Raw genomic sequence first — 22,726 nt, 5'->3', positions numbered from 1 at the left:
CCCTGGCGGGCCAGGGGCAGAAATATTCCACTTCAGTGGCGGGACAGGATGACGCGCTGTGTTTGAACCCGCCGATTGTTTCGTTACAACTATCGCTATATTATTTTGTATATAACGATAGTTAACCGGAACCCCTCATGTTCAAACGTTTCCCGCGCGTGCTGCTTGTTTTCATCCTGTTCTCGTCCCTCGCGCAGGCGGATCGCCAGGTTACCGACCAGCTCAACAGAAAGGTGACTTTGCCCGATACCATCACCCGTGCGGTGGTGCTGCAACACCAAACGCTGAATCTGCTGGTACAGCTCGACGCCATGCCGCAGGTGGTGGGGGTACTCGGCAGTTGGAAAAAACAGCTGGGGCCCAACTATCAGCGGCTGGCGCCCACCTTGGTGAAAATGCCGATGCCGGGCGATCTCACCTCGGTAAATATTGAAAGCCTGCTCGGCCTGCATCCGCAGGTGGTGTTTGTCGCCAATTACGCCCCACCGGAGATGATCGCGCAAATCGAACGGGTCGGCATTCCGGTAGTGGCGGTATCTCTGCGCCGTGAAGCGGCCAGCCAGGAAGGCAAAATGAACCCGGTGCTGAATGATGAGGACCAGGCTTATACCCTTGGCCTGCAGGACGGCATTCGCCTGATTGGCACGGTGATGGGCCGCCAGCCGCAGGCCGAGGCGCTGATTCAGGACGTGTTTCAGCAGCGGGCGCTGGTGGCCGACCGGTTGCGCGATCTGCTGGAAGACCAACGGGTGCGGGTTTATATGGCCAACCCGGACTTGACCACCTACGGTTCGGGGAAATATACCGGGCTGATGATGCAGCATGCCGGCGCACTGAACGTCGCGGCGAAGGATATTCAGGGGTTCAAACAGGTGTCGATCGAGGATGTGCTGAGGTGGAACCCTGCGGTGATTTTCGTTCAGGAACGTTACCCTGAGGTGGTGCAACAGATCCTCCGCTCGCCGCAGTGGCAGGCTATCGACGCGGTGAAGCATCAGCGTGTCTACCTGATGCCTGAATATGCCAAAGCTTGGGGGTATCCGATGCCGGAAGCCCTGGCGTTGGGCGAATTATGGATGGCGAAAAAGCTTTATCCGCAGCGTTTCAGCGACGTTAATCTGCAACAGCGGGTAGATGCCTACTACCGACAGTATTACCGCAGCAGCTGCTGCCAGAGTGGGCAATGAAGCTGGGCTGGCTGATCTTGCTGACACTGCTTTGCGCACTGCTGTCGCTGGGCATCGGCCGCTATCAGGTGCCGGCGGCTCACAGCCTGATGATCCTGTTTGAGCCATTCACCGGTCCGCACGTGGGAACGGATGCGGTGCAGCGGCAGGTCATTCTTGGGGTGCGCTTGCCCAGAGTGCTGCTGGCGATGGGCGCCGGGGCGTCGTTAGCCCTGTGCGGCGCCGCGTTGCAGGGGGTATTCCGCAACCCGCTGGTGGACCCGCATATCATTGGCGTCTCTTCCGGTGCGGCATTTGGCGGCACCTTGGCTATTTTGCTCAGCCTGCCGCTGGCGGCGCTGCTGTTATCCGCCTTTGTGTTCGGCATGGCGGCGTTGCTGCTGATTTTCGCCATTACCAGCGCCATCGCCCGGCGTAATATTTTGTCCCTGGTGCTGGCCGGGGTGATCCTCAGCGGTTTTTTCTCCGCCTGCGTCAGCCTGCTGCAATATCTGGCCGATACCGAAGAGAAACTGCCGAGCATCGTGTTCTGGCTGCTGGGCAGCTTCGCCACCGCCGACGCTCAGAAACTGCGGATGTTGTTCCTGCCGTTGCTGCTGGCCGGTGGTCTGTTGTTGGCATTGCGCTGGCGTATCAATCTGTTATCGCTGGGAGATGAAGACGCCGCCGCGCTGGGCATCAACGTCGAGCGCACCCGCTGGCTGATTCTGACCTTATGCGCCGCGATTGTCGCCGCGCAGGTCGCCGTCAGCGGCAGCATCGGCTGGGTGGGATTGGTGATCCCGCATGTTGCCCGGCTGCTGGTCGGCCCGGATCATCGTCGCTTACTGCCTGCCTCAATGTGCCTGGGCGCTCTGTATATGGTGTTGATCGACGATCTGGCACGCACCCTGAGCAGCAGCGAAATTCCTTTGGGCATACTGACCGCGCTGATTGGCGCGCCGCTGTTTGCTTTGATGTTGCGTCGCGCGCAATTGAGGGGCTGGCATGGCTGAGTCCTTACTGAGGGTTAATGACCTGAGCTTTGGCTGGCCCGGCCAAGCGCCTTTGTTTGACCAACTGAATTTACGGTTGCAGCGCGGCGAAGTGCTGGCGGTATTGGGCCCTAACGGATGCGGAAAAAGTACCTTGATGCAACTGCTGCTCGGTAGCTTGCCGTTGCAGCAGGGCACCGTTGAATGCCGTGGCGGCATCGGTTTTGTGCCGCAGCATTTCACGGCTCCCTTTGCTTACCGGGTACTGGATATCGTGTTGATGGGGAGAGCACGCTACGTGGGCCTGTTTCGCTCACCTTCGGCGCAGGATCGCCGGCTGGCAAAAGAGGCATTGCAGTCGCTGGATATGCTGAGTTTTGCCGATCGTGAATTCGGCAGCTTGTCCGGTGGCCAGCGGCAATTGGTGCTGATTGCCCGCGCATTGGCGATGTGCTGTGAGGTGCTGATGCTGGATGAACCGACGTCCGCGTTAGATCTCCACCATCAGGATCGGGTGCTGAGCCTGATCTCGCGCCTGGCGCGTGAGAGACAGATGGCGGTGATGTTTTCTACCCATCAACCCAACCATGCCCATGCGGTGGCCGATCGCGCCTTGCTGTTGGGGATTGCGGGGCAGCAGCGAATCGGCACCTGTGCCGGGGTATTGACGGCGGAGAGCCTGTCACCCCTGTTTGATGTAGCCATTGAGCGGGTGGCGTTGCAGGTCAACGGTCGACGGTTTGAAACGCTGGTACCGCTCTTTCGCAGCCAAAGGGAACATCGAAATGAATAATATTTTGCTGTTTGCCGCCGGCAGTCTGAAGGGGGCATTTGGCCCTTTGCTGACGGCGTTTCAGGCGCAGAGCGATTGCGGGGTGGAAGCGGTATTCGGCCCGGCGGGGCTGCTACGCCAGCGTATCGAGAAGGGAGAATCGCCGCATATTTTTGCCTCCGCCAATCTGGCGCATCCGCAGCGCCTGGTGGACTTGCGGCTGGCGCAACGGGTGGAGTCTTTCGCCGGTAATCGGCTGTGTGCCACGGTGCGCAACGTAGCCGGGCTGACAGAACCGTCGTTACTCGAGGTACTGCTGGACTCGCGTTGGCGAGTCGCCACTTCGACGCCGGGGGCCGATCCTTCCGGCGACTATGCGCAGCAGCTGTTTGATCGCCTTGAAGGGGCAATGCCGGGACAAGGAGAAGCACTGCGAAGCAGAGCGTTGGCGCTGGTGGGCGGTGCAGATTCGGCGCCTGTTCCACAGGATCGGTTAGCGGCGGAGTATCTGATTAACAGCGGGCAGGCGGATATCTTTCTCGGTTACGCCAGCTATGGCACCGCATTGACGCGCTATCCCGAGTTAGCGGTGCGGCAATTGCCGCCGCCTCTGATGATTGAAGCCGATTACGGCCTGTGCCTGTTGGCCCCGCAGGCGCAACCCTTGGCCGAGTTTATTCTGGCGGAGCAGGGGCAGGCGATACTGCGGGAGCAGGGGTTTCTTTCCGTGCGACAAAGTTGAGGCGCAGCAGGAGCTTGCATCAGTGCGCGGTTGCCGGTAATGGGTTGTAACGCCCATTGTTAGCCTGCCAACTTATTAAGCTGGCAGGCTATGAGGTTAATTACAGCTTTTTCAGCAACTGCAGGAGATGTTCTTCGCTCTTTTCGGCCAGCCCGTCAATGGCCAGCTTGATGATGTCGGAACGGGTAATGCGTACCACGCCATTACGTGCCGCCTGCACAATGATTTCATCGATGGCGTCGACGTGGTTGTCGGTCAGACTGACCGAAATCGCCTTGTAGGTGCGTTTACGGCCCTGGGGTTTGGCTTCGGCAACGGGGGCAATCAGGGTGTGGGAGGTGGCGCTATTGATAAACTCGTCTTCCGACATGCGGTGGGTAGGGGTGCGCTTTTTCACAGGATCACCTCTTTCACCAGGTTTTCGATTTCCGCCTGCGCCTTGGCGTTGTGCGCCTCGTGCACGGTGATCGCCTCACCCCAGGCATCGCGATAAATCTTGCGATCGCACAGGCGGTTGCTGACCAGCGTAAATTCCGGGTATTCGCTCAGCACCTGCGCCGCTTCGTTGGCTTCGTTAATAAAGATATTGGTCGGGCACATGTTCAGCACGATGTAGCCTTTCACCTTCTCGTTATATTCCTGCGCGGTAGAAAACATTTCCGACAGATAACCTATAGTGTCGAGATCCATTTGCGACGGGCGCAGCGGAGAGAGGAACAGATCGGCCGCCAGCAGGCCGGAGCGCAGTTCGGCGCTGTCGCGGCCGGCGGTATCGACAATCACGTAATCGTAATGACGATCCAATTCCAGCAGGGTCTCTTTGATTTTACCCGAGGCGGCGACCACCGGGATATGCGGCAGGCCCTCCACATTCTGGCGATCGTTATACCAGGTCATGATTGATTTCTGATCGTCAGCATCGACGATGATGGCGGTTTTCCCCTGTTTGAGGATCAGATATCCGGCGATATTGACCGCCTTGGTCGATTTTCCTACGCCACCTTTTTGCGAGCCAATCAAAACAATCATGCTGCCATCTCTCAAGTTATCAAGCTGCTAACTTATTAAGCTAGTTGCTTATTAAGTTAGTGCGCTTATTAGGTTGATAATTAAACAGGTTAACAAGAACAACTTGTGGACAATATGCACCAACGGTGGCCGCTTGCCAAGCCAGTATGCTGTTAACTTTGCAGCTTATTTTGCTGGTAACTTATCAAGTGGGTAAGTAGGAATGCTCTGGGAAATGGAGAAAGGGACGGTTTTTCGTTTTTTTTATTAGCTTAATAAGTTGCTAGCTTAATGGCTTTTTTGCGGATGCGACAGTGCGCATCCGCAGCGGCGGCATTACTTTTTCAACATCGATTTCAGGTTGGCGAACGGATTATGGGTCGCTACGCCGACGTCTTTTTGCGCGTCTTCACCGGCGATCACCGTTGAGCCATATTGGTCTGCTTCGGTGTACTTGGAGTGTTCGTGGTCGTGGCAGTACAGGCACAACATTTCCCAGTTGCTGCCATCTTCCGGGTTGTTGCTGTGGTCGTGATCGATATGGTGAACCGTCAACTCGCGCAGGTTGGAGTAAACGAATTCGCGTGAGCAGCGCCCACAGACCCACGGGAAAATTTTCAGCGCTTTTTCGCGGTAGCCGGTCTCCAGCCTTGCGTAGTTTTTGGGAATATATGCCATGGTCAGTGCCTGTAGAATGATAACGATATTACGCTCAATACTATCACAAAGCGCCGGGTTACAGCGTGCGACACATCACCGTCACTTCTTCGCCTGAAACCTGGCGTTGCTCCACCGGCTGCCAGCCCAGCTTTTGATACAGCGGCTGTTGGTCCGGCGTGTAGAGATACAGTTCGGTGATGTTTTTCTGTTTGCAGTGGGTAATGCACTGGTCGATCAGGCGGCGTGCGATGCCCAGACCGCGATGTTGCGGATGGGTGAAAACTTCGCCCAGCCAGAATTTGCGCTCCGGCTTATCCGCCAGATCGTAAATGACCAGGCTGGCCGTGCCGAGGATGTGTTGTTGCGGTGACAGCGCCAGCAACGTCATGCCGGAATGCTGCGGTTCACAGCGTTGTTCAAAGCGTTGGCTGATTTTCTCGTGGCTGCTCCACGGCGAGAAATCACGCCACTCCTGATGCAGCAGGGTAGCCAGTTCGCCAATGTGCTGGCGGTGTGCGGAAAGTCGTTCGATACGCATGATTCAAGTTCTTATTGCCCAGAGAATGCACAACTATAGCCGCAGTTGTCGGCTATTTAAAGGCCTCCACCGCCCAGTCGATGAACACCCGCAGCTTGGCGCTAAGATGGCGGTTAGAGGGATACACCACGTACATTTGCTCCGATGGCGGTTGCCAGTCGTGCAGCAGGCTGACCAGTTCGCCGTTGTCCAGATGCGGTTGCGCCATAAAGCGGAAGGTCTGGATGATGCCCAGGCCGGCCAGAGCCGCCGCCAGCAGCGCGTTGCTTTCGTTGACGCTGACGTGATAGCGGTGCTGGATGTCGATCTCTTTGCCCCGATCAACGAAGTGCAGCGGCTGGATGCGATCGTTCAGCGCATGGCGATAGTGCGCCAACGGGTAACCCAGCTCCAGATCGCAGGGGTGTTTCGGCGTGCCGTAACGCGCCAGATAGGCTGGCGTGGCGCAGGTCACCCATTCCAGCTCGAACAGGCGGCGAGCAATCAGGCTGGAATCGGCCAGCGGGCCGCTGCGGATCACGCAGTCTGCGCTGTCGTTGATCAGATCGATCAAGCGGTCGCCGACGCCCAAATCAATCTGAATCTGCGGATAACGCTCGATAAAGTCCGGCAGCGCCGGCACCAGCAGTTGGCGTGCGGTCGAGCCACCGGCATCAATGCGCAGCACGCCCTGCGGCGCGCTCTGGGATTCGGTCATGCAGCCTTCCATCTGCTCCAGTTCCGCCAGCCACTTAACCGTGCGCTGGTAGTAACACTCACCCTCAGGGGTAACAGACACGCTGCGGGTGGTGCGCTGGAACAGCTTGGTCTGCAGGTGATCTTCCAGGTTCTGGATCAGCTTGGTGACGGTGGCCTTGGGCATCCGCAGCGAGTCTGCCGCTCGGGTGAATCCGCCGGTTTCCACCACGCGGTTAAACACCCGGATGGCGAGTAAATGATGATCCATAACGCTCTCAGTGCAAAACCCCGGTCGGAGGACCGGGGTGTTTCTGTGGATAGACAATGATTATGACTGTTTAGCGCCAATCATGCCGGAACGCAAGGTCAAGCCGAACACCAGCGCGGCGGAAAGGGTGAGGGCGCCGCCGAACAGCATGGCGCTGCTGACGCCCTGCCAGTCGACCACTTCCCCGCCCAGCAGCGCGCCGGAGGCCAGCGCAATCTGGATCACGCAGACCAGCAACGCCTGGCCGGCCTCCGGCGCCTGTGGCACTGCGGCAAACATCCAGTTGGTGGCGCAAACCGGCACGGCGCCGAACGCCAACCCCCAAACCATCACCATCAGCGTGGCGCCGGCAATGCCGCTAAGGAATGGCGAAACGATCAGGATGGCGGCCAGCATGACGGCGATCAGGATAAAGGTGGCGCGCAGGCTGCGCTCCGCCAGGCGTTCGCCGAGGAAGGTGCCGAGCAGGCCGATGGCGCCGTAGGCCAGAAGTTGCAATGAAATCGCCGACGGACTAAGGACAAACACCTGTTGCAGCAGCGGTTTCAGGTAGGTGTAGGCGGCAAAATGGCCGATAAACAGCAAAACGATGGCAATCAACCCGGTACGCGCCATCGGCAAACGCAGCGGCAGCAGCAGATCGCGCGGTGTGACCGGCCGGGTGGGCGGCACCGACGTCAGCAAGCGCAGCTGCGCCAACAGCACACCCACCGCCAGCACCGCGCTGCCAAAGAAAGCGGCGCGCCAGCCGAACAGGTCGCCAATCAGCGCGCCCGCGGGCACGCCACATACCGCACCGACCGAAATACCGCTCAGGATCAGCGCGGTGGCGCGGCCCTGGCTGGCTTCCGGCACCAGATGGCGGCCGTAGTTGGCGGCGAAGGCCCAGAAACCGCCGACGCAGACTCCCAGCAGCACGCGACCGAGCAGCATCATCGGGAAGTTAACCGCCAGCGCCGAAACCAGATTGGACACCACCAGCAACAGACTCAACGCCAGCATCAGCAGACGACGATCGAGCCGGCCGGCTGCCAGGCTCAGCGCGGGCGCGGCTATCGCCGCCACGATGCCGGGCACGGTAACCATCAGGCCCGCCTTGCCGGTGCTGACGTCCAGCGACGGCGCGATATTGGTCAACAGGCCGATCGGCAGAAACTCGGTAGTGACCATCACAAAGCAGGCGACCGTCAGCGAGAAGATCGCCAGCCAGGGTGATGATGCAGGTTTATCTTTATTATTCAGCATAGTACCGCTCGTCTCAGGTGAGTGCGTACACCGCACGGTAAGGTGCGGAGTGACAGAGATCACAATTTACGCAGGCATTGGCGGCGGATAAATCCGTTTACCGTAGTTACACTGTTTCTGAGGGGGAATAATCATGTAGGGCAAGCAAAACGGCGGGTTGCGGCAGAACGGCAGGTTAAAGGCTCAATGAGCATAAGCATATGCGGCGGGCGCAGCAGACTGCGCCCAGGGGCATCACAACCCCGGCGCTTTCCACATTGAGGTGGTCAGGCCGTGATCCACCAGCGTGAGCTGATCGGCGTAGATCTGCTGCCAGGTGTGTTTTTGCTGTCGATAGAGTTCATGATTGGCGCTATCCGGCTGATATTCACGCTCCCAGCGCACCAGTTTTTCACCGGTGGCCGCCAGCGACTCATACAACCCGGCGCCGACGCCGGCGGCAATCGCGCAGCCCAGCGCGGTGGCTTCTTTCACCACCGGCACGCGAACGGTCAGGCCGGTGACATCGCTCAGGATCTGGCTCCACAATTTGCCCTTAGAACCGCCGCCGGCGAACACCAGCGAGTGCGCCTGCACGCCCGAGAAGCTGGCGATCTGCTCCAGATTGCAGGCGGAGACAATGGCGGCGTTCTCTTCCAGCGCGCGGAACAGGGTTTGCTTATTGCAGCGTTCCGGGTCGAGCGACATATTGATAAACGACGGCGCGGCGTGATACCAGGTTTTGAAGTGCATGGCGTCGGAAAATATCGGCATCACCCCGTAGGCACCCGGCGGCACCCGCGCCGCCATTTCTTCCAACAGGCTGTAAGCATCTACGCCCAGCCGTTCCGCCATCAGTTTTTCCTCGGCGCAGAAGGCGTCGCGGAACCAGCGCATGGTCAACCCAGTGAAGAAGCTGATGGATTCCGCCTGTGCCATGCCGGGGATCACGTGCGGGTTAATGCGGATGTTCATGTCCGGATCGGTGGCCGGTTCCGGCAGGTTGACGATTTGCTGCCAGAAGGTACCGCCCAATACCGCCGTTTGCCCGGCATGCACCACCCCCAGCCCCAGGCTGCCCAGTTGAACGTCGCCGCCGCCCATCACCACCGGCGTGCCACGCAGCAGGCCGCTTTGCTCTGCCGCCGCTGCGGTAACCTGCCCCAGCAGGCTGCCGGTCTCTTTCACCGGCGACAGAATATCGGCGCGTAGCCCGGCCATATCGAGCAGCGCCGGTCGCCAGTCGCGGCTGACCAAATCCAGCATGCCGGTGGTGCCTGCATTGGAAGGATCCACCGCCAGTTCGCCGCTCAGCATATTCGCCAGCCAGTCGCTGATCATGGTCAGCGTCGCCGCCTGCCGATAGATGTCCGGCCGGTGGTGGGCCAGCCACAGCAGGCGCGGCATGGCGCTCAACGCCAGCGTTTGGCCGGAATATTGGTACACTTCGCTTTCGAAATTATTGTTATGCAGCTCTTTGAGCTCGCTGACTTCATGGCTGGCACGCGCATCCACATTGGCGCAGGCCCAAATCGGTACGCCGTTGCGATCGTACAGCACTATGCCTTCGCGCATTGAGCAGCAGGCTACAGAGCGGATAGCCTGGCCAGTCAGGCCTGCGTTTTGCAACGCCTGCCGGATGCACTGGCAGGTCAATTGCCAGTTGTGGGTTAAATCGAACTCCATTGAGCCGGGCACCCCAGACACCGCCAGATGCCGCCACTCAGCCTGGCCCTGCGCGATCTGATTGCCCGCCAGATCGAAGATTACCGCGCGAACGCTGCCGGTGCCTGCATCCAGCGCCATCAAATAGTTATCCATAGTTCACACTCTCTGGGGTTGGGATCTTAACTATAGATGCCGGGTTCGCGCCTTCGCGTGAGCAACGCGTGGGGGCGGTGGGATTTGTGAGCTGTACTGCAAAATTGCCGCCGCGCAGGGTAAATCAGAGGGAATAAACCTATGGTTTGAAAGAACAGTGATTTCAAGGTTAAACAAGGAGCCGCCATGCACGTCACTTTGGTCGAAATTAACGTTAAGCAGGACAAAATCGACGAGTTTATTGAAGTTTTCCGCGCCAACCATCTGGGGGCGATCGAAGAGCCGGGTAACCTGCGCTTTGACGTGCTGCAGGATGAAAACATCCCGACGCGGTTTTATATCTATGAAGCCTATAAGGATGAGCAGGCGGTTGCCGCCCATAAAAAGACCCCGCACTATCTGCAATGCGTGGAGAAACTGGAGGCGCTGATGACCGGCCCGCGCAAGAAAACCACCTTTATCGGCCTGATGCCGGCTCAGTGAGCGGCATCAGGGTAATTTTGTTCAATACTTTGCCGCCCCTGGGCGGCAATCTGGCATCTGTGAACTTTTTCTCAGGTGCTTGCAATGAATATTTATCTTTCCATGGCCGCTTTTGCGTTGGCCGCTTCCATCACCCCCGGCCCGGTCAATATCCTTGCCCTGAGCGCCGGGGCGCAATTCGGTTTTAACGCGACCTTGCGCCATGTGCTTGGCGCCACGCTGGGGTTTACCCTGCTGCTGATCCTGATTGGTCTGGGATTGCACCAACTGCTGACCCTGTGGCCGGTGCTGACGAAGATCATCCAGTGGGGGGGCGTCGCATTCTTGCTGTTTATGGCTTATCAACTGGCCTTTGATGACGGGCGGCTGGGCAACGACCAGCAACGTCAGGCGCCGTCATTCTGGTACGGCGCGCTAATGCAGTGGTTGAATCCCAAAGCCTGGCTGGCGTCGGTGGCCAGCCTGGGGGCGTTTGTCGCCGACGGTGACCGGCTGCTGCTGTGGCAGTTCGCGGTGATTTATGGCGTTATCTGTTACGCCTCGGTGGCCTGTTGGGCCTACGCCGGCGCGATGTTGACCGGTTTGTTGCAGCGAGCCCGCAACGTGCAGCGTTTTAATCGGCTGATGGCGCTGCTGTTGGCGGCCAGCGCCTGTTATCTGTTGGTCGACGGTGCTTAACGCGGGTTTTGATACTGGCCGGGGGTAGCGGCCAGCAACTGTTTGAACGTGCGCTGGAAGTGCGCTTGATCGGCAAAGCCACTTTCGCTGGCGACTGCGGCGATAGGGTAGCCGCGTTTTAGCAACCTGTGGCCGAACTGGATACGGCGATTCACCAGATAGGCGTGCGGCGTCATGCCGTAATGCTGCTTGAAGGCGCGGATCAGGTAGGAGGGCGACAGCGCCGCCGCCTGGCAGATCGCCTCCAGCGTCAGCGGTTGGGTGCAATGTTGGCTGATAAAGGCGGCCGCGGCTTCCAGTCTGGGGTGGGCGACAATGGCGGAGGGTTGCGCTTCGCCCAACCGGATTTGCAGATCGGTAAAATACTCCACCAGGGCAATGTGTTTTTCCAGATTGCCGCATTGCGGGTCAGTGAAGAGTCCATACAGCCGGTTCAGACCGCTGAACAGCTGCGGATCGCGGCTGAGCACTTCTTTGAATGGGATAAAATCGCCGTCGCCGCCGGCTATCTCCCGTTGCAATTCGCCCAGCCAGGCGGTATCGATATAAAACATGATGTATGACCAACGCTGGCCGTCGATCGGGTTGCAGGCGTGGGCCTGCTGCGGGTTGATTATCACCACGTCGCCGGCGCTGACCTGCCACTGCCTGCTACCGTTAATATAAATGCTGGTGCCGTCGGTGATGGTGCCGATGGAAAAGATTTCATGGCTGTGCAAGGCATAACAGACCTTGCGACCATCCGCGATGGCGCGGGCCTCCACAAAGGGCAACTGCGGGTCGCGCCAGAACTGCGGTGCATTAGCGGTCATTGTTTTTCCTTTTGGGTGCGAGGAGGCTAGCTTGTTATAGCGTAAAACGCGTGAAGGAGGGAATGCGGATGATGATTTTTAATGTGTTCGGCCGCCTGATGGGCGTTAAAAGGGTGGGGGAAGAGTGGCTACTGTTCCGCGTGACGCTGCCGGAGCGCAAATATGTGCGCAGTTACGATATCGTGCTGCCGGAGGCGTTGACCGAGGCCGATATTGCCGGCTATCTGGGGGATATTTATCATGAAGCGGCGACCGAAAGGTACCCCGACGTTTTCAAAATAGAATAAGGCCCCGGCAGAATGACCGGGGCGCAGATTAATCTTCTTCGTTGCGGGCCATCAGCTGGCGCTGGTGTTCTTCGCTGGCTGCCTGGATTTCTTCCAGTACTGAACCGACATCGGCGCGCTTGCTGCTTTCCACGAACTTCCCGGTCAGCACGCTTTCCGGCGTCAGATTGCCTTCCTGATACAGCGCCCAGATCTCTTTGGCATATTTACTGTTGAGCAGTTCCGGCGCGTATTGACCGTAAAAATTCGACATATTGTTGATATCGCGCTCGAACATGCTTTTTGCGTGATTATTGGCGGCGGCGTCCACCACCTGCGGCAGATCGATAATCACCGGCCCATTTTTGTCCATCAGCACGTTGAACTCCGACAGATCGCCATGCACCAGCCCGGCGCACAGCATACGCACCGCGTAGTTCATCATCACCGCGTGATCGGCCAACGCTTGTTCCTGCGTCAGGCTCACATCGCTCAGGCGCGGCGCAACCAGGCCTTCTTCGTCGGTAATCAGCTCCATCAACAGCACGCCATCCAGGCAAATATCCGGCTGAGGCACGCGCACGCCCGCTTTGGCGAGCAGGTACAGCGCATCGACCTCGGTATTCTGCCAGGCTTCTTCCTGTTGCTGGCGGCCGAATTTGGAACCTTTGCTCATGGCGCGGGCATCGCGGCTGTTACGCACTTTACGGCCTTCCTGATAATTGACGGCCTGCTTGAAGTTACGTTTGTCTGCTTCTTTGTAGACTTTGGCGCAGCGGATCTCTTCGCCGCAACGCACGATAAAGACGTCGGCTTCTTTGCCACTCTTTAAACGGCGGATGACGTCGTCGATTAAACCATCATCTACCAATGGCTGGAGTCGTTTTGGAATTTTCATGCAGCCTTGTACCCTATTTAGGCTCCTGTGTGAATGGTTTGCTTAGGTGATACCGCAATTTAGACCTGAAAGGCAAAAATTAGTTTTGCCGCCGGGGTGACTCATCGCCGCGACGGCGGTTTTGCTACAGGTTTTCGGCCAGCACCCAGACGCTGACGCTGCCACCGTTTACCGGGAAAGTGGCGTTCCCCTGATCGTCGGTGGTGACTTCATCCTGACGGTTTCCGAGCAGGTCGCGCCAGGTTTTATGCGCCAATTCCGCGCCCAGAGAAACCGCTTTGCCGTTTTCGGCGCCATTGGTGAGCACCACTACGCAGCCGGGGGTATCAGCGGTGCCGCTGCGGCTGAAGGCCACACAGTTTCTATCGTTAAAATAATCGGTTTGCACGCCGTTGGCAAAGCGTTGACGCGCCTGGATCAATTTTTCCAGCTCGGGGATCACCGGCATATCAATCTGGTATTCATTGCCGTCGCCGCCTTTGTCTTTATAACTGGCACCGTACAGGTCAGGATAAAACACGCAGGGCACACCCTGTTCGCGCAGCAGGATCAGGGCGTAGGCCAGCGGTTTAAACCAAGGCTCGACCGGGGCTTCCAGCGACTGCAGCGGCTGAGTGTCGTGGTTGGCGACCAGCGTGACCGAGTGTGCCGGATCGGCGGCGGTCAGGGTGTCGGTAAAAATCTGCGCCATGTCGAATCCGTCGCCCTGCTTCGAGGCCTGATGAAACTTCAGGTGCAACGCCACGTCGAACAGCATCACTTTGCCGTCCACCAGGTCAATATACTGCCGTAACGCCGCCAGATCGTGTGACCAGTATTCCGCGACGATAAACAGGTCGCGCTGTGCGGCGTCGCGCACATGGTCCGCCCATTCCTTAAAGAACCAGGCCGGAATGTGTTTGGCGGCATCCAGCCGGAATCCGTCGCACGGCAGGGTTTCCATCAGCCAGCGCGCCCAGAACTTCAGCTCTTCCGCCACCGCCGTGTTGCGAAACTCCACGTCGGCGCCCATCAGATAATCGTAATTGCCTTTCTCGCCGCCGACCTGATCGTTCCAGCCGTCGTCGCCGTAGTCATTGTCGATTTTGAACACGCCTTTTTCATCCGGCTGTTCAATGTAATCGACCCCGCCAAAACATTTATAATCCCAAATAAATTGGGAGTGGGTACCCTGGCGGCCGGGGAAAGTAAAACGCGTATAAGCCAGCGCGTCGAAGCCCTGATCGTTGATATTGTTGCGGTTGTTGACGTCCGCTCGGTACACGTGGACCTGTTCTTTCTCGTCGGCGCCGAGCTTATGGTTGAACACCACGTCGTAAATCACCCGCACGCCGTTGTCGCGCAGCGTGGCGGCGGCATGGGTCAGTGCCTCTTTATCGCCGTATTTGGTGGCGCGGCTGCCTTTTTGATCGAACTCGCCCAGATCGAACAGATCATAACTGTCGTAACCCACTGAATAACCGCCGGAAGCGCCCTTATAGGCGGGAGGCAGCCACAGATCGGTGATGCCCAGTCCGGCAATGTGCGGTGCGCGTTCCGCGGCTTCCTGCCATAGCTTACCCCCATCGGGGTAATACCAATGAAAAAATTGCAGCAGCGTGGTTTTTTTCGTCATGAACCAGCATCCCGGTTAGCCAGAAAGAGGTGAGGGATTGGCCTTGTTCCCGCCATATCCTCTTTTAGCATGGGCTATTTTTGGCAAAAGGGAAAATTCAATGCAGGCAGCCGCGAGCGGCCGCCTGGAGTGCGGGTTAACGTTGGGCGGCGTAATGCGGTGAGCGTGGGCCATAGAGAATGGCGCCGTTGCTGCCGGTGGCCGACAGCAGGCGGGTATTGGCGATGGCGCCGATATCGAAGCCTTTGTCGCTGATGGTATCGACGATTTGCGCCACGGCAGCGCTAATGACCATACCCAGCAAACCGCCGTTGGAGTTGTTGTTTTCATTGCTGGATGCGCTGGCGACGCCGACCCACAGTTGCTTGCCGCTGCGCAGATCAACCAGTTTCGCATTGACGGTCACGCGCGTCTCGCTGTTGAGCACCATATAGCTGGTTCCATATTGCGTGACATCAAGATAAAGCACCGCGTCGGCGCCAAAAATGCTATGCAGTTTTTGGATACTGACCGCGCGGATATCGTTGGCGTTAGTCAGGCCATTTTGCTGGAAGGTTTCTTCAACCACCGCGACCGGGAACACATAGTAGCCTGCTTCGGCCAAAGGCAGCGTGGTGGTGGAAAGCACGCTATGGCCGGCTTTGACATCCGGCGAATGGTTAACCGGCGGCAGCACCAGGATCGATTTGGGTTTGCTTTCATGGAATGCGGCGTAATCGTAAGGCGCCTGTTTGGCGCAGCCGGTTAGCAGCAGCGTGGCAATCACGCTGAATAAGCCTAATGCACGCTTCATTTAAAACTCCCCTTATCTTTGCTCAGCAAGAAATTCATAAACGGCGCTGACTCAGGGAACAGCGATTTTTCCGTGTTGAACTCAGCCAATGCCTGGCCGGTATTGCCGGTTTTGCTGTAGAGCAGACCGAGTTGCGCATGCAGGCCCGGCGGTACGGCTTTATCCTTGGCGCGGGATTTTTCGATGAGGGTTTTCAGCGTGGCGATCTGCTGCTCAGGGCTTTCCCCATCTTGCTGATAATATTGATAAAGAGAAGTTTGATACCCATCCCAATTGTAGATCGTTTTTGGCGCGGCACAGCCGGCCAGCAGGGTGGCCGCGAACAGCACCCCGCCCATTTTTTTAGTTATCATAATGCTGCTTCTATTCCGTTAGTTAGCAGGGCGCCATGCGCCACTTTCGATCCCGGCAACCAGATTGTTTACCGCCTCGCGTACCGCGAGATCCAACACTTTGCCGTTCAGGGTAGAATCGTAGCTGGCGGTGCCGCCAAAGCCGATGATTTCACGGTTGGACAACTCGTATTCGCCTGCGCCCTGGCTGGAATACACCACTTCCGAGGTTTGGACGTTAACCACATTCAGGTTCACCTTGGCGTAAGCCACCTGCGACTTACCTCGACCCAGAATACCCCACAGTTGGTGATCGCCGACTTCCTTGCGGCCAAATTCAGTCACATCACCGGTAATCACGTAGTTGGCGCCTTTGAGCGTTTGCGCTTTGCCCTTAATGCCGGCTTCGGTTTTCAGCTCATCCATATTGACGCGGTCCAGCACGTTGAAGCGGCCAGTTTGCTGCAGATGGGTGATCAGGATGGTTTTGGACTGGTTGCCCAAGCGATCGACACCGTCAGAGAAAATGCCGTTCATGTAGCTGGAGCGGTTATCAAATTTGCCGACGGCGATGGGGCTGCGCTGGCCTTGATAGGTGGTGTTGTAGGAAGCCACTTTTGGCACTTCCAAAGAACGGGAGGACTCCGTTGCACATCCTGCCAGCAAACTGGCGGCAAGCGCTGCGGAACAAAGAGTGAAGGTCGTTTTCATTGAAAATAATCTCTCCATGATCATAAAACGGCGGCAGGTTGATGCACCCTGCGCCAACCGTTCAAAAAGGCGCGAAAACAGGCTGCAGCCCTTGAACGGCGTAATCCTGCCATGGATAAGCGGCAAAACACAACCTGTTAGCGTCGTAATGTGGCGTATTTGATGGAGAGTAAATCATTTAAATACAAAGGATTGATCGTGGATATAGATCATTTTGCGTTTTTCGGATTTTTTGAGGTGCTTTTATGCCGAATGATTATTTGTATGATTTTAAATTGTTGGTTTTTTATTTTTATGATTTTTTATTAATAAGGTTTTAACTCTGTGCGCGGCGGCATTTGATGCGTAGATGCCGGCTGCGCACATTGTCCGATTAACTCATTTTGCCATCATATTTGAATATCAGTGTTTTCCACCCTGACGCAGGGCTTCTTCACCGCCAATAAAGCAGTCTTCGTCCAGCGTCAGGCTGGCGATTTTATGCACCGGTCCGCGCATGCGGACGTGAAAATCCCCGCTGAAGCTAATCTGCAACTGGCCGCCCGGCATCTGAACGCTGACGTTGTCATCGACCCGATTCAACTTGCGCATGACGCTGGCGGCCGCGCAGCTGCTGCTGCCGGAGGCCAGGGTAAAACCGGCGCCACGTTCCCAAATGCCGATGCGCAGCGTCTGGCGATCTATCACTTCCACCAGTTGCACGTTGGTTCGTTTGGGAAACAGCGGGTGATTTTCTATCTGTGGCCCCAACCGGTGGACCTGCGCCAGATCAAGCCGAGTCACCGGCACCACGCAGTGCGGGTTACCCATCGATACCAGCGATACGCTGAGCGTTTCCTCCGCCAGCGCCAGCGGATAGTTGAGCGCCTCGGGTAAGTCGATAAGCGCCGGCAGCGCTGCCGGATTGAAATTGGCACGTCCCATATCCACGCGGACCCGGTGTTTATCTTCATCGACCTGGCACTGCACGTCGCCACCGGCGGTGTGTACCAGAAACGGCAGGTGGCCGACGCGGCCGATATCAAACAGGTAACGGGCATAAATGCGCAGGCCGTTACCGCTTTTCTCGGCCTCCGAACCGTCGGGGTTAATGATGCGCAGCGTGGGATTGATATTGTCACCGCTGTCGATCAGCAAGCCGTCTGAACCTATGCCGTAATGGGGATGACACAGTATGCGGATTTGCTCGTTGCTCAGCCGCGCAGCGACCGAATGGTGGCACACCAGGTAATCATTACCCAGCCCGTGATATTTATGAAAAAGCAGAGGAGTCATGGCATTTGTCAGGTTAGCGGTAAGGGGAAACCACAGCTTACAACAGATTTTTGGCGGGGGAATAAAAACAAAAGGCGGCATAAGCCGCCTCTTTGCTCAACTGCTGATTCAGCAATTAATTGTAGATGATCGCAGTACCGTGCAGCTTGTTGTCGCCGGCGGTTGAGATGATCTGGAAGGATTTTGCGCCGGCTTCATCCGCTTTGGCAGCCAGTTTGTTTTCCAGGCTGGTCAGGTCGGAAGCGCCGCTGACGGTGATCACGCCGGTTTTTTGCAGGTCTGCCGGTTGAGTATTAACCAGTTCGGCGGCGAAGCTACCGAAAGAAACAGAAGCCAGTGCGATAGCGGCGAGGGTCATTTTCAGGTTTTTCATGGTCTTATTTCCTATCTCTATTCTGTACGATATTTGTTTAGTAAGGTCGTTAAATTAATTAACGATCGATAATTTAATGTTAGACGCCTGTTCGGCGTATTGCAAGTATTTTTTAACGTTCATTAATTAATTTGTTTTTTCATCGTCGTCCGCGAGAGAGGAAACGGCGGCCAGCGGCCCTGCGAATAACGATTAACTTATTGTTATTGATAGATTACTGCGGTGCCGTGCAATTGGTTATCGCCACCGGCGCCAATGATACGGAATGATTTCGCACCGGCTGCATCCGCTTTTTCCGCCAAACTGGCTTCCAGTGAGGTAATATCGGAAGCGCCGCTGACGGTGATCACACCGGATTTTTGCTGATCTGTCGGTTGGCTGTTAACCAGATCGGCAGCGAAGCTCCCGAAGGAAGCAGAAGCCAGAGCGAGAGCGGCAAGAGTAATTTTTAAGTTTTTCATAATATTAGTTCCTATCCGAGAAGCATGAATTGGGTTTTCAATGTCTGTCGTCAAGATTACTTAACGATCGATAACTAAATGTTAATCCCTTCTCGACGGGAGCGCAATATTTTTTTATAATGATCGTTAATTTAATTGTGAAGCCCTGCTGCGGGGCGGGATAAGAGAGGGTCTATGAGTATCAATGAAGAAGTCTGCGCCAAAAAAACGCGTGGCAGACCGAAGCAGTTTGATCGCGACCGTGCGTTGGAAAGCGCACTCGATCTGTTCTGGCGGCACGGTTATGAGTCAACATCGCTGGCCGATCTGGTTGAGGTGACCGGTGCCAAGGCGCCAACGCTGTATGCCGAGTTCGGCAACAAGGAAGGGCTGTTCCGCGCTGCGGTGGAACGTTACCTGCAAAAATACACCACCTGCACCAACCAACTGTTGGAGCAGGACCTGCCGATTGCGGAAATCGTAGAAGCTTACGTCCGCTCTTCAGCGCAGGTGTTTACCGATCCGGACACGCCGTCCGGTTGCTTTATGGTGTGTGCGTCCGCCGCGCTGTCATCTTCTTCTGACGAAGTCGCCATGATGCTGCGTAAAAAACACCATTCGCAGGAAACCAGCCTGAAGGCCTGCTTCGACCGTAAAGTGCAGCAGGGCGAGTTGCTGGCAAAAACCGACACCGGGTTACTGGCGAAGTACATTATTTGCACCATTGAAGGCATGTCGGTGCAGGCGCGTGAAGGAGCAAGCCGCGAGGATTTGTTCCGTCTGCTTGATGCGCTGATGCTGGTTTGGCCGCGTCTCAGCCAGGTGGGGAATAAGGTCTAGGGAAGGCGTCAGGATAAGGCCGCATCGCTGCGGCCTTGATCTGAATTACTGGTTAACCGGGATCACCGCGCCTTTGTATTTTTCGCGGATAAAGTCCTGAATTGCCTTGGAGTGCAGCACTTTTACCAGCGCCACAATCTCCGGCTTGTTCACGTCGGCCTTATGCACGGTGATGATGTTGGCATACGGGTTATTTTCACCGCTTTCGATAGCGATCGGATCCTTCGTCGGGTTCAACCCGGCGTCAATGGCGTAGTTGGCGTTAATCACTACCGCGTCGCCCTCGTCATTGTTGTACATCTGCGGCAGCAGCGCGCCTTCAACGTTAGCCAGGAATTTCAGGTGTTTCGGGTTTTCCACCACGTCGGTGATGCGCGCATCCACCTTGCTCACGCCCGGCTTCAGCTTAATCACGCCTTCTTTCTCAAAGATGGACAGAATGCGGCCTTCTTCCGCCACCGCGTCACGCATGATGATTTTGCCGTTGTCCGGCAGGTCTTTCAGGCTTTTATACTTCTTGGAATAAATACCGATCGGTTCGATATGGATGGCGCCGGCGCTGACGAAGTCATAGGTCTTATCGCCGGCATGATCCTTCAATACCGAATTCAGGTAGGGCACGTGCTGGAAATAGTTGGCGTCAATATCGTGGCTGGCCAGCGCCGTGTTCGGCAGAATGTAATCCTGGAAAGGCTTGATCACCAGATCGATGCCTTCCTTTGCCAGAATCGGTTTGGCCTGCTCGAGGATCTCGGCATGGGGGACGTTGGACGCGCCGACCACCAGCTTGGTTTCCGCCGCCGCACCAAAGGACGCCAACGCGGTCAGAGAGGCGAAGGCCAGCATCATTATTTGCTTTTTCATCATCATTATTCCTGAGTTATTTATCGTTTATCGAGCGTTGTTGTAATGGTGTCGCCAATGAACTGGATAACGAAAACGATCAATAAAATCGTCAGCGTCGCTACCAGCGTCACGTCACCGTGGTTGCGTTGAAACCCTTCCAGATAGGCCAGGTTACCCAGCCCGCCGGCACCTATCACCCCGGCCATCGCGGTGTAGCTCACCAGTGCGATCAGGGTGACGGTAATGCCGGAAACCAGCGCCGGAGAAGACTCCGGCAGCAGCACGCGGAAGATGATGGTGCCGGTTTTGGCGCCCATGGAGCGCGCCGCTTCAATCACGCCTTTGTCCACCTCGCGCAGGCCAATCTCCACCAACCGGGCATAAAAAGGCGCAGCGCCGACAATCAGTGCCGGCAGGGCGGCGTCGGCCCCCAAAATAGTGCCGATCAGCGCCTTGGTGAACGGGATCAGCAGCACAATCAGAATGATGAAGGGGATGGAGCGGAACACGTTGACCAGCACCGAAATCAGCGAATAGACCGTGCGGTTCTGCAACAGCTGGCCCCGGGAGGTCAGAAACAGGATCACTCCCAACAACATGCCGAGCACCAGCGTTGCCAGCCCGGCGATGCCGGTCATATACAGGGTTTCCCAGGTGGCGTTCAGCAACTGATCAATACGCAGGTGAGGGAACAGTGACTCAATCATGTTTGATGACCTCAACGGCGATATCTCGTTCTTTCAATAATTTCAGCATGTTGTCGATTTGCAGGTCGTTGCCTTCCGCATGGATATACAGCTCGCCGAACGACCCGTTCAGGGTGTGGCTGATTTTGCCGTGCAGGATGTTGATGGTCACCCGGTAGCGCTGGATCACATCGGAAATCACCGCCTGATGGGTTTGCATGCCGACAAAGGTCAGCTTGAAAATGGCCCCGGGCAGATGTTGAGCCAGCAATGGATTGAAGTTCTCTTCGGTTTCCTGATACTGCGAAACCTGTTTAACGAACTGCCGGGTAATCGGCTGCTGCGGCTGGGTAAAGACATCGATCACCGGGCCTTCCTCGACGATGCGGCCGTTTTCCATCACCGCCACGCGGTGGCAGATTTTGCGGACCACGTGCATTTCATGGGTGATCAGCACAATGGTCAGGTTCAGCTTACGGTTGATATCCAGCAGCAGATCGAGAATCGAATCGGTGGTCTGGGGATCGAGCGCCGAGGTGGCTTCATCGCACAACAGCACGCCAGGGTTATTGGCCAACGCGCGGGCAATGCCGACGCGCTGTTTCTGCCCGCCGCTGAGCTGCGAAGGGTAGGCATCCTCGCGGCCCTGCAGGCCAACCAGCGCGACCAGTTCCGCCACCCGCTGCTTGATTTGCGCTTTGGGCACCCCGGCGATTTGCATGGAGAAGGCGATATTTTGGCTGACGGTGCGTGACCACAACAGATTGAAGTGTTGAAACACCATGCTGATTTTCAACCGCGCCTGGCGCAGTTGGTTGCCTTTGGCGCGGGCGATATCGAAACCATCGACTTCAATACTGCCGCTGGTGGGGGTTTCCAACCCGTTAAGCAGGCGGATCAGGGTACTTTTGCCCGCACCGCTGTAACCGATGATGCCGTAGATTTGCCCGGCCTCCACGGCCAGGTTGACGTCATCAACCGCGACAACGCGGCCCTGCGCGCTGTCAAAAGTTTTGCAAACGTTCGAAAGAACGATCATAGAACAGCCAATCCTTATCAAAACATCACAGCATTCCGCCCGGAGCGAGTCACGCCGGAAAGGGGGCGGATTCTGGGGGTAAAAGGCAGGCGGAACCTCTGTTTCTGGTGAATACGGGGCCAATCCTACCGGGGGTTTATAGTGACAGGAAGAATGTAAAATCTATTAGTTATTCTGATTTGGTATATCAAATCATGAGAGGAAGTGATGACAAAAAATCGACCAAGGTAAACCTTGGCCGATTTGTTTTATTTAACGCTTGTCGAGCTTCATATGAAGCAGCGGGAAGGGATTGCCCTGGCCGTCGAGCGCCGAACGGCCGGTGATCTCAAAACCGTAATGGCGGTAAAATCCGCTGGCCTGCGGGTTTTGCTCATTGACGTCCAGCAACAGCTCATCGTGCAGCGTTTCGGCATGCGCCAGCAGCGCTCTGCCGACCCCTTTGCCGCGCTGTTCCGCGTCGATAAACAGCATTTCCACCTTGTTGCCGCTCAGCCCGATAAAGCCGCAAGGGTGACCGGGGCGATCTTCCGCCACCCAAACGTTGACCGTCGGCAGGTAATCGTTCAGCACCAGCGGGAACAGTTGGGTAATGTTATCTTCGGTCAGAAAGTGGTGGGTGGCGCGCACCGAACGCTGCCAAATATCTGCCAGTTGCGCGTTGTCTTCCGCCGCGCGTGCTCTAATGATAATCATCGAAGTCTCTGCTATCTAAGTTGAAGAAAAACAAAAATTAGATAGAGGTTTGTGGGGTTAATGCCGAATTA

28 protein-coding genes are annotated in these 22,726 nt (G+C 56.6%); 8 read left to right on the top strand and 20 right to left on the bottom strand.

The annotated features are described in order from the left end of the window. The first annotated feature begins 137 nt into the window (after positions 1-137). From ACUTQW_RS15180 to ACUTQW_RS15165, 4 genes are read left to right on the top strand one after another with little or no spacing between them, the layout of a single operon-like run. Positions 138-1,187 carry an ABC transporter substrate-binding protein gene (locus ACUTQW_RS15180; protein ID WP_445654883.1) on the top strand — a complete coding sequence of 350 codons (1,050 nt, stop codon included), beginning with the start codon at positions 138-140 and terminating at the stop codon, positions 1,185-1,187. Continuing rightward, positions 1,184-2,182, top strand: a complete 999-nt coding sequence (locus tag ACUTQW_RS15175; protein ID WP_004942022.1) for a FecCD family ABC transporter permease — start codon at positions 1,184-1,186, stop codon at positions 2,180-2,182. Before ACUTQW_RS15180 ends, ACUTQW_RS15175 begins: the two co-directional genes overlap by 4 nt. Beyond that, positions 2,175-2,954 carry an ABC transporter ATP-binding protein gene (locus tag ACUTQW_RS15170; RefSeq protein WP_006324234.1) on the top strand — a complete coding sequence of 260 codons (780 nt, stop codon included), beginning with the start codon at positions 2,175-2,177 and terminating at the stop codon, positions 2,952-2,954. Before ACUTQW_RS15175 ends, ACUTQW_RS15170 begins: the two co-directional genes overlap by 8 nt. After that, positions 2,947-3,675: a substrate-binding domain-containing protein gene (locus ACUTQW_RS15165; protein ID WP_020438688.1), complete on the top strand. Its 729-nt coding sequence runs from the start codon at positions 2,947-2,949 to the stop codon at positions 3,673-3,675. Before ACUTQW_RS15170 ends, ACUTQW_RS15165 begins: the two co-directional genes overlap by 8 nt. Positions 3,676-3,775: 100 nt before the next feature. Here the strand turns inward: ACUTQW_RS15165 and ACUTQW_RS15160 are convergent, their stop codons facing one another. The 7 genes from ACUTQW_RS15160 to lsrK form a co-directional block, all read right to left on the bottom strand. Further along, positions 3,776-4,072, bottom strand: coding sequence for a hypothetical protein (locus tag ACUTQW_RS15160; protein ID WP_004942032.1), 297 nt, complete (start codon positions 4,070-4,072; stop codon positions 3,776-3,778). Continuing rightward, positions 4,069-4,704: a division plane positioning ATPase MipZ gene (locus ACUTQW_RS15155; RefSeq protein ID WP_004942035.1), complete on the bottom strand. Its 636-nt coding sequence runs from the start codon at positions 4,702-4,704 to the stop codon at positions 4,069-4,071. The genes ACUTQW_RS15160 and ACUTQW_RS15155 overlap by 4 nt, the downstream gene beginning before the upstream one ends. A gap of 315 nt (positions 4,705-5,019) precedes the next feature. Next, entirely contained in the window at positions 5,020-5,361 is a 342-nt protein-coding gene (gene yajD / locus ACUTQW_RS15150; protein ID WP_004942039.1) for an HNH nuclease YajD, read from the bottom strand. A 58-nt stretch (positions 5,362-5,419) separates the two neighbouring features. Further along, entirely contained in the window at positions 5,420-5,881 is a 462-nt protein-coding gene (locus ACUTQW_RS15145) for a GNAT family N-acetyltransferase (RefSeq protein ID WP_064799421.1), read from the bottom strand. 52 nt (positions 5,882-5,933) lie between these two features. Then, positions 5,934-6,827, bottom strand: a complete 894-nt coding sequence (locus tag ACUTQW_RS15140; protein ID WP_006324237.1) for a LysR family transcriptional regulator — start codon at positions 6,825-6,827, stop codon at positions 5,934-5,936. Positions 6,828-6,887: 60 nt separating this feature from the next. Further along, entirely contained in the window at positions 6,888-8,072 is a 1,185-nt protein-coding gene (locus tag ACUTQW_RS15135) for an MFS transporter (protein ID WP_006324238.1), read from the bottom strand. A gap of 234 nt (positions 8,073-8,306) precedes the next feature. Beyond that, the gene (lsrK, locus tag ACUTQW_RS15130; protein WP_020438689.1) at positions 8,307-9,872 is read right to left on the bottom strand and encodes an autoinducer-2 kinase; all 1,566 of its coding nucleotides are present in this window, start codon (positions 9,870-9,872) and stop codon (positions 8,307-8,309) included. 186 nt (positions 9,873-10,058) lie between these two features. On the opposite strand from lsrK, the gene lsrG reads away from it, so the two are divergent. Continuing rightward, on the top strand, positions 10,059-10,355 hold the full coding sequence (lsrG, locus tag ACUTQW_RS15125; RefSeq protein WP_004942047.1) for a (4S)-4-hydroxy-5-phosphonooxypentane-2,3-dione isomerase: 297 nt from the start codon (positions 10,059-10,061) through the stop codon (positions 10,353-10,355). Between the two features lie 84 nt (positions 10,356-10,439). Next, entirely contained in the window at positions 10,440-11,033 is a 594-nt protein-coding gene (locus tag ACUTQW_RS15120; protein ID WP_006324241.1) for a LysE family translocator, read from the top strand. Here ACUTQW_RS15120 and ACUTQW_RS15115 read toward each other — a convergent pair. Next, a complete protein-coding gene (locus tag ACUTQW_RS15115) occupies positions 11,030-11,845 on the bottom strand; it encodes an AraC family transcriptional regulator (protein ID WP_020438690.1) in 816 nt (271 codons plus the stop codon). The genes ACUTQW_RS15120 and ACUTQW_RS15115 overlap by 4 nt on opposite strands. 68 nt (positions 11,846-11,913) lie before the next feature. On the opposite strand from ACUTQW_RS15115, the gene ACUTQW_RS15110 reads away from it, so the two are divergent. Then, on the top strand, positions 11,914-12,132 hold the full coding sequence (locus ACUTQW_RS15110) for a DUF7661 family protein (protein WP_004942052.1): 219 nt from the start codon (positions 11,914-11,916) through the stop codon (positions 12,130-12,132). Positions 12,133-12,160: 28 nt separating this feature from the next. Here the strand turns inward: ACUTQW_RS15110 and ACUTQW_RS15105 are convergent, their stop codons facing one another. The 8 genes from ACUTQW_RS15105 to bhsA (ACUTQW_RS15070) all read right to left on the bottom strand — a co-directional run bounded on the left by ACUTQW_RS15105 (position 12,161) and on the right by bhsA (ACUTQW_RS15070) (position 18,569). Continuing rightward, positions 12,161-13,009 (bottom strand): PA4780 family RIO1-like protein kinase, encoded by an 849-nt coding sequence (locus ACUTQW_RS15105; protein WP_004942055.1) that lies wholly within the window; start codon positions 13,007-13,009, stop codon positions 12,161-12,163. Positions 13,010-13,133: 124 nt separating this feature from the next. Then, positions 13,134-14,624, bottom strand: coding sequence for an alpha-amylase (gene amyA / locus ACUTQW_RS15100; protein ID WP_006324243.1), 1,491 nt, complete (start codon positions 14,622-14,624; stop codon positions 13,134-13,136). A gap of 136 nt (positions 14,625-14,760) precedes the next feature. Further along, positions 14,761-15,417: a DUF799 domain-containing protein gene (locus ACUTQW_RS15095; RefSeq protein WP_037432452.1), complete on the bottom strand. Its 657-nt coding sequence runs from the start codon at positions 15,415-15,417 to the stop codon at positions 14,761-14,763. Then, on the bottom strand, positions 15,414-15,770 hold the full coding sequence (locus ACUTQW_RS15090; protein WP_006324245.1) for a DUF4810 domain-containing protein: 357 nt from the start codon (positions 15,768-15,770) through the stop codon (positions 15,414-15,416). The genes ACUTQW_RS15095 and ACUTQW_RS15090 overlap by 4 nt, the downstream gene beginning before the upstream one ends. A gap of 18 nt (positions 15,771-15,788) precedes the next feature. Further along, positions 15,789-16,460 carry a CsgG/HfaB family protein gene (locus ACUTQW_RS15085; RefSeq protein ID WP_006324246.1) on the bottom strand — a complete coding sequence of 224 codons (672 nt, stop codon included), beginning with the start codon at positions 16,458-16,460 and terminating at the stop codon, positions 15,789-15,791. A 402-nt stretch (positions 16,461-16,862) separates the two neighbouring features. Further along, on the bottom strand, positions 16,863-17,735 hold the full coding sequence (gene dapF, locus ACUTQW_RS15080; RefSeq protein ID WP_006324248.1) for a diaminopimelate epimerase: 873 nt from the start codon (positions 17,733-17,735) through the stop codon (positions 16,863-16,865). A gap of 115 nt (positions 17,736-17,850) precedes the next feature. Further along, complete coding sequence (gene bhsA, locus ACUTQW_RS15075; RefSeq protein WP_004942060.1) at positions 17,851-18,108, bottom strand: multiple stress resistance protein BhsA; 258 nt, start codon at positions 18,106-18,108, stop codon at positions 17,851-17,853. A 203-nt stretch (positions 18,109-18,311) separates the two neighbouring features. Further along, positions 18,312-18,569: a multiple stress resistance protein BhsA gene (gene bhsA / locus ACUTQW_RS15070; RefSeq protein ID WP_004942062.1), complete on the bottom strand. Its 258-nt coding sequence runs from the start codon at positions 18,567-18,569 to the stop codon at positions 18,312-18,314. A gap of 174 nt (positions 18,570-18,743) precedes the next feature. Between bhsA (ACUTQW_RS15070) and ACUTQW_RS15065 the strand changes: the two genes are divergently transcribed. Further along, positions 18,744-19,388: a TetR/AcrR family transcriptional regulator gene (locus tag ACUTQW_RS15065; protein WP_004942064.1), complete on the top strand. Its 645-nt coding sequence runs from the start codon at positions 18,744-18,746 to the stop codon at positions 19,386-19,388. Positions 19,389-19,433: 45 nt separating this feature from the next. Here the strand turns inward: ACUTQW_RS15065 and ACUTQW_RS15060 are convergent, their stop codons facing one another. The 4 genes from ACUTQW_RS15060 to ACUTQW_RS15045 all read right to left on the bottom strand — a co-directional run bounded on the left by ACUTQW_RS15060 (position 19,434) and on the right by ACUTQW_RS15045 (position 22,655). Further along, a complete protein-coding gene (locus tag ACUTQW_RS15060) occupies positions 19,434-20,255 on the bottom strand; it encodes a MetQ/NlpA family ABC transporter substrate-binding protein (protein ID WP_020438694.1) in 822 nt (273 codons plus the stop codon). 17 nt (positions 20,256-20,272) lie between these two features. Continuing rightward, a complete protein-coding gene (locus ACUTQW_RS15055; protein WP_006324250.1) occupies positions 20,273-20,941 on the bottom strand; it encodes a methionine ABC transporter permease in 669 nt (222 codons plus the stop codon). After that, positions 20,934-21,959 (bottom strand): methionine ABC transporter ATP-binding protein, encoded by a 1,026-nt coding sequence (locus tag ACUTQW_RS15050; protein WP_004942072.1) that lies wholly within the window; start codon positions 21,957-21,959, stop codon positions 20,934-20,936. Before ACUTQW_RS15050 ends, ACUTQW_RS15055 begins: the two co-directional genes overlap by 8 nt. A 252-nt stretch (positions 21,960-22,211) precedes the next feature. Next, positions 22,212-22,655 carry an acetyltransferase gene (locus tag ACUTQW_RS15045; RefSeq protein WP_004942073.1) on the bottom strand — a complete coding sequence of 148 codons (444 nt, stop codon included), beginning with the start codon at positions 22,653-22,655 and terminating at the stop codon, positions 22,212-22,214. Positions 22,656-22,726 lie beyond the last annotated feature (71 nt).

Source organism: Serratia sp. TSA_7 (genome assembly GCF_052692135.1).
The sequence above is the reverse complement of the archived record's forward strand: the minus strand, read 5'-3'. Positions and strand labels throughout refer to the sequence as shown.

Bases quoted from the DNA above. Each gene is read 5' to 3' on its own strand.
- ACUTQW_RS15110 (WP_004942052.1), top strand. From the start codon at position 11,914: ATGATGATTTTTAATGTGTTCGGCCGCCTGATGGGCGTTAAAAGGGTG.
- ACUTQW_RS15115 (WP_020438690.1), bottom strand. From the start codon at position 11,845: ATGACCGCTAATGCACCGCAGTTCTGGCGCGACCCGCAGTTGCCCTTT.
- ACUTQW_RS15155 (WP_004942035.1), bottom strand. From the start codon at position 4,704: ATGATTGTTTTGATTGGCTCGCAAAAAGGTGGCGTAGGAAAATCGACC.
- ACUTQW_RS15170 (WP_006324234.1), top strand. From the start codon at position 2,175: ATGGCTGAGTCCTTACTGAGGGTTAATGACCTGAGCTTTGGCTGGCCC.
- ACUTQW_RS15045 (WP_004942073.1), bottom strand. From the start codon at position 22,655: ATGATTATCATTAGAGCACGCGCGGCGGAAGACAACGCGCAACTGGCA.
- yajD (WP_004942039.1), bottom strand. From the start codon at position 5,361: ATGGCATATATTCCCAAAAACTACGCAAGGCTGGAGACCGGCTACCGC.
- ACUTQW_RS15050 (WP_004942072.1), bottom strand. From the start codon at position 21,959: ATGATCGTTCTTTCGAACGTTTGCAAAACTTTTGACAGCGCGCAGGGC.
- ACUTQW_RS15105 (WP_004942055.1), bottom strand. From the start codon at position 13,009: ATGAAAATTCCAAAACGACTCCAGCCATTGGTAGATGATGGTTTAATC.
- ACUTQW_RS15090 (WP_006324245.1), bottom strand. From the start codon at position 15,770: ATGATAACTAAAAAAATGGGCGGGGTGCTGTTCGCGGCCACCCTGCTG.
- bhsA (WP_004942062.1), bottom strand. From the start codon at position 18,569: ATGAAAAACTTAAAAATTACTCTTGCCGCTCTCGCTCTGGCTTCTGCT.
- dapF (WP_006324248.1), bottom strand. From the start codon at position 17,735: ATGACTCCTCTGCTTTTTCATAAATATCACGGGCTGGGTAATGATTAC.
- ACUTQW_RS15135 (WP_006324238.1), bottom strand. From the start codon at position 8,072: ATGCTGAATAATAAAGATAAACCTGCATCATCACCCTGGCTGGCGATC.
- ACUTQW_RS15175 (WP_004942022.1), top strand. From the start codon at position 1,184: ATGAAGCTGGGCTGGCTGATCTTGCTGACACTGCTTTGCGCACTGCTG.
- ACUTQW_RS15055 (WP_006324250.1), bottom strand. From the start codon at position 20,941: ATGATTGAGTCACTGTTCCCTCACCTGCGTATTGATCAGTTGCTGAAC.
- ACUTQW_RS15140 (WP_006324237.1), bottom strand. From the start codon at position 6,827: ATGGATCATCATTTACTCGCCATCCGGGTGTTTAACCGCGTGGTGGAA.
- lsrK (WP_020438689.1), bottom strand. From the start codon at position 9,872: ATGGATAACTATTTGATGGCGCTGGATGCAGGCACCGGCAGCGTTCGC.
- ACUTQW_RS15165 (WP_020438688.1), top strand. From the start codon at position 2,947: ATGAATAATATTTTGCTGTTTGCCGCCGGCAGTCTGAAGGGGGCATTT.
- ACUTQW_RS15120 (WP_006324241.1), top strand. From the start codon at position 10,440: ATGAATATTTATCTTTCCATGGCCGCTTTTGCGTTGGCCGCTTCCATC.
- ACUTQW_RS15095 (WP_037432452.1), bottom strand. From the start codon at position 15,417: ATGAAGCGTGCATTAGGCTTATTCAGCGTGATTGCCACGCTGCTGCTA.
- lsrG (WP_004942047.1), top strand. From the start codon at position 10,059: ATGCACGTCACTTTGGTCGAAATTAACGTTAAGCAGGACAAAATCGAC.
- ACUTQW_RS15085 (WP_006324246.1), bottom strand. From the start codon at position 16,460: ATGAAAACGACCTTCACTCTTTGTTCCGCAGCGCTTGCCGCCAGTTTG.
- ACUTQW_RS15060 (WP_020438694.1), bottom strand. From the start codon at position 20,255: ATGATGAAAAAGCAAATAATGATGCTGGCCTTCGCCTCTCTGACCGCG.
- amyA (WP_006324243.1), bottom strand. From the start codon at position 14,624: ATGACGAAAAAAACCACGCTGCTGCAATTTTTTCATTGGTATTACCCC.
- ACUTQW_RS15145 (WP_064799421.1), bottom strand. From the start codon at position 5,881: ATGCGTATCGAACGACTTTCCGCACACCGCCAGCACATTGGCGAACTG.
- ACUTQW_RS15180 (WP_445654883.1), top strand. From the start codon at position 138: ATGTTCAAACGTTTCCCGCGCGTGCTGCTTGTTTTCATCCTGTTCTCG.
- bhsA (WP_004942060.1), bottom strand. From the start codon at position 18,108: ATGAAAAACCTGAAAATGACCCTCGCCGCTATCGCACTGGCTTCTGTT.
- ACUTQW_RS15065 (WP_004942064.1), top strand. From the start codon at position 18,744: ATGAGTATCAATGAAGAAGTCTGCGCCAAAAAAACGCGTGGCAGACCG.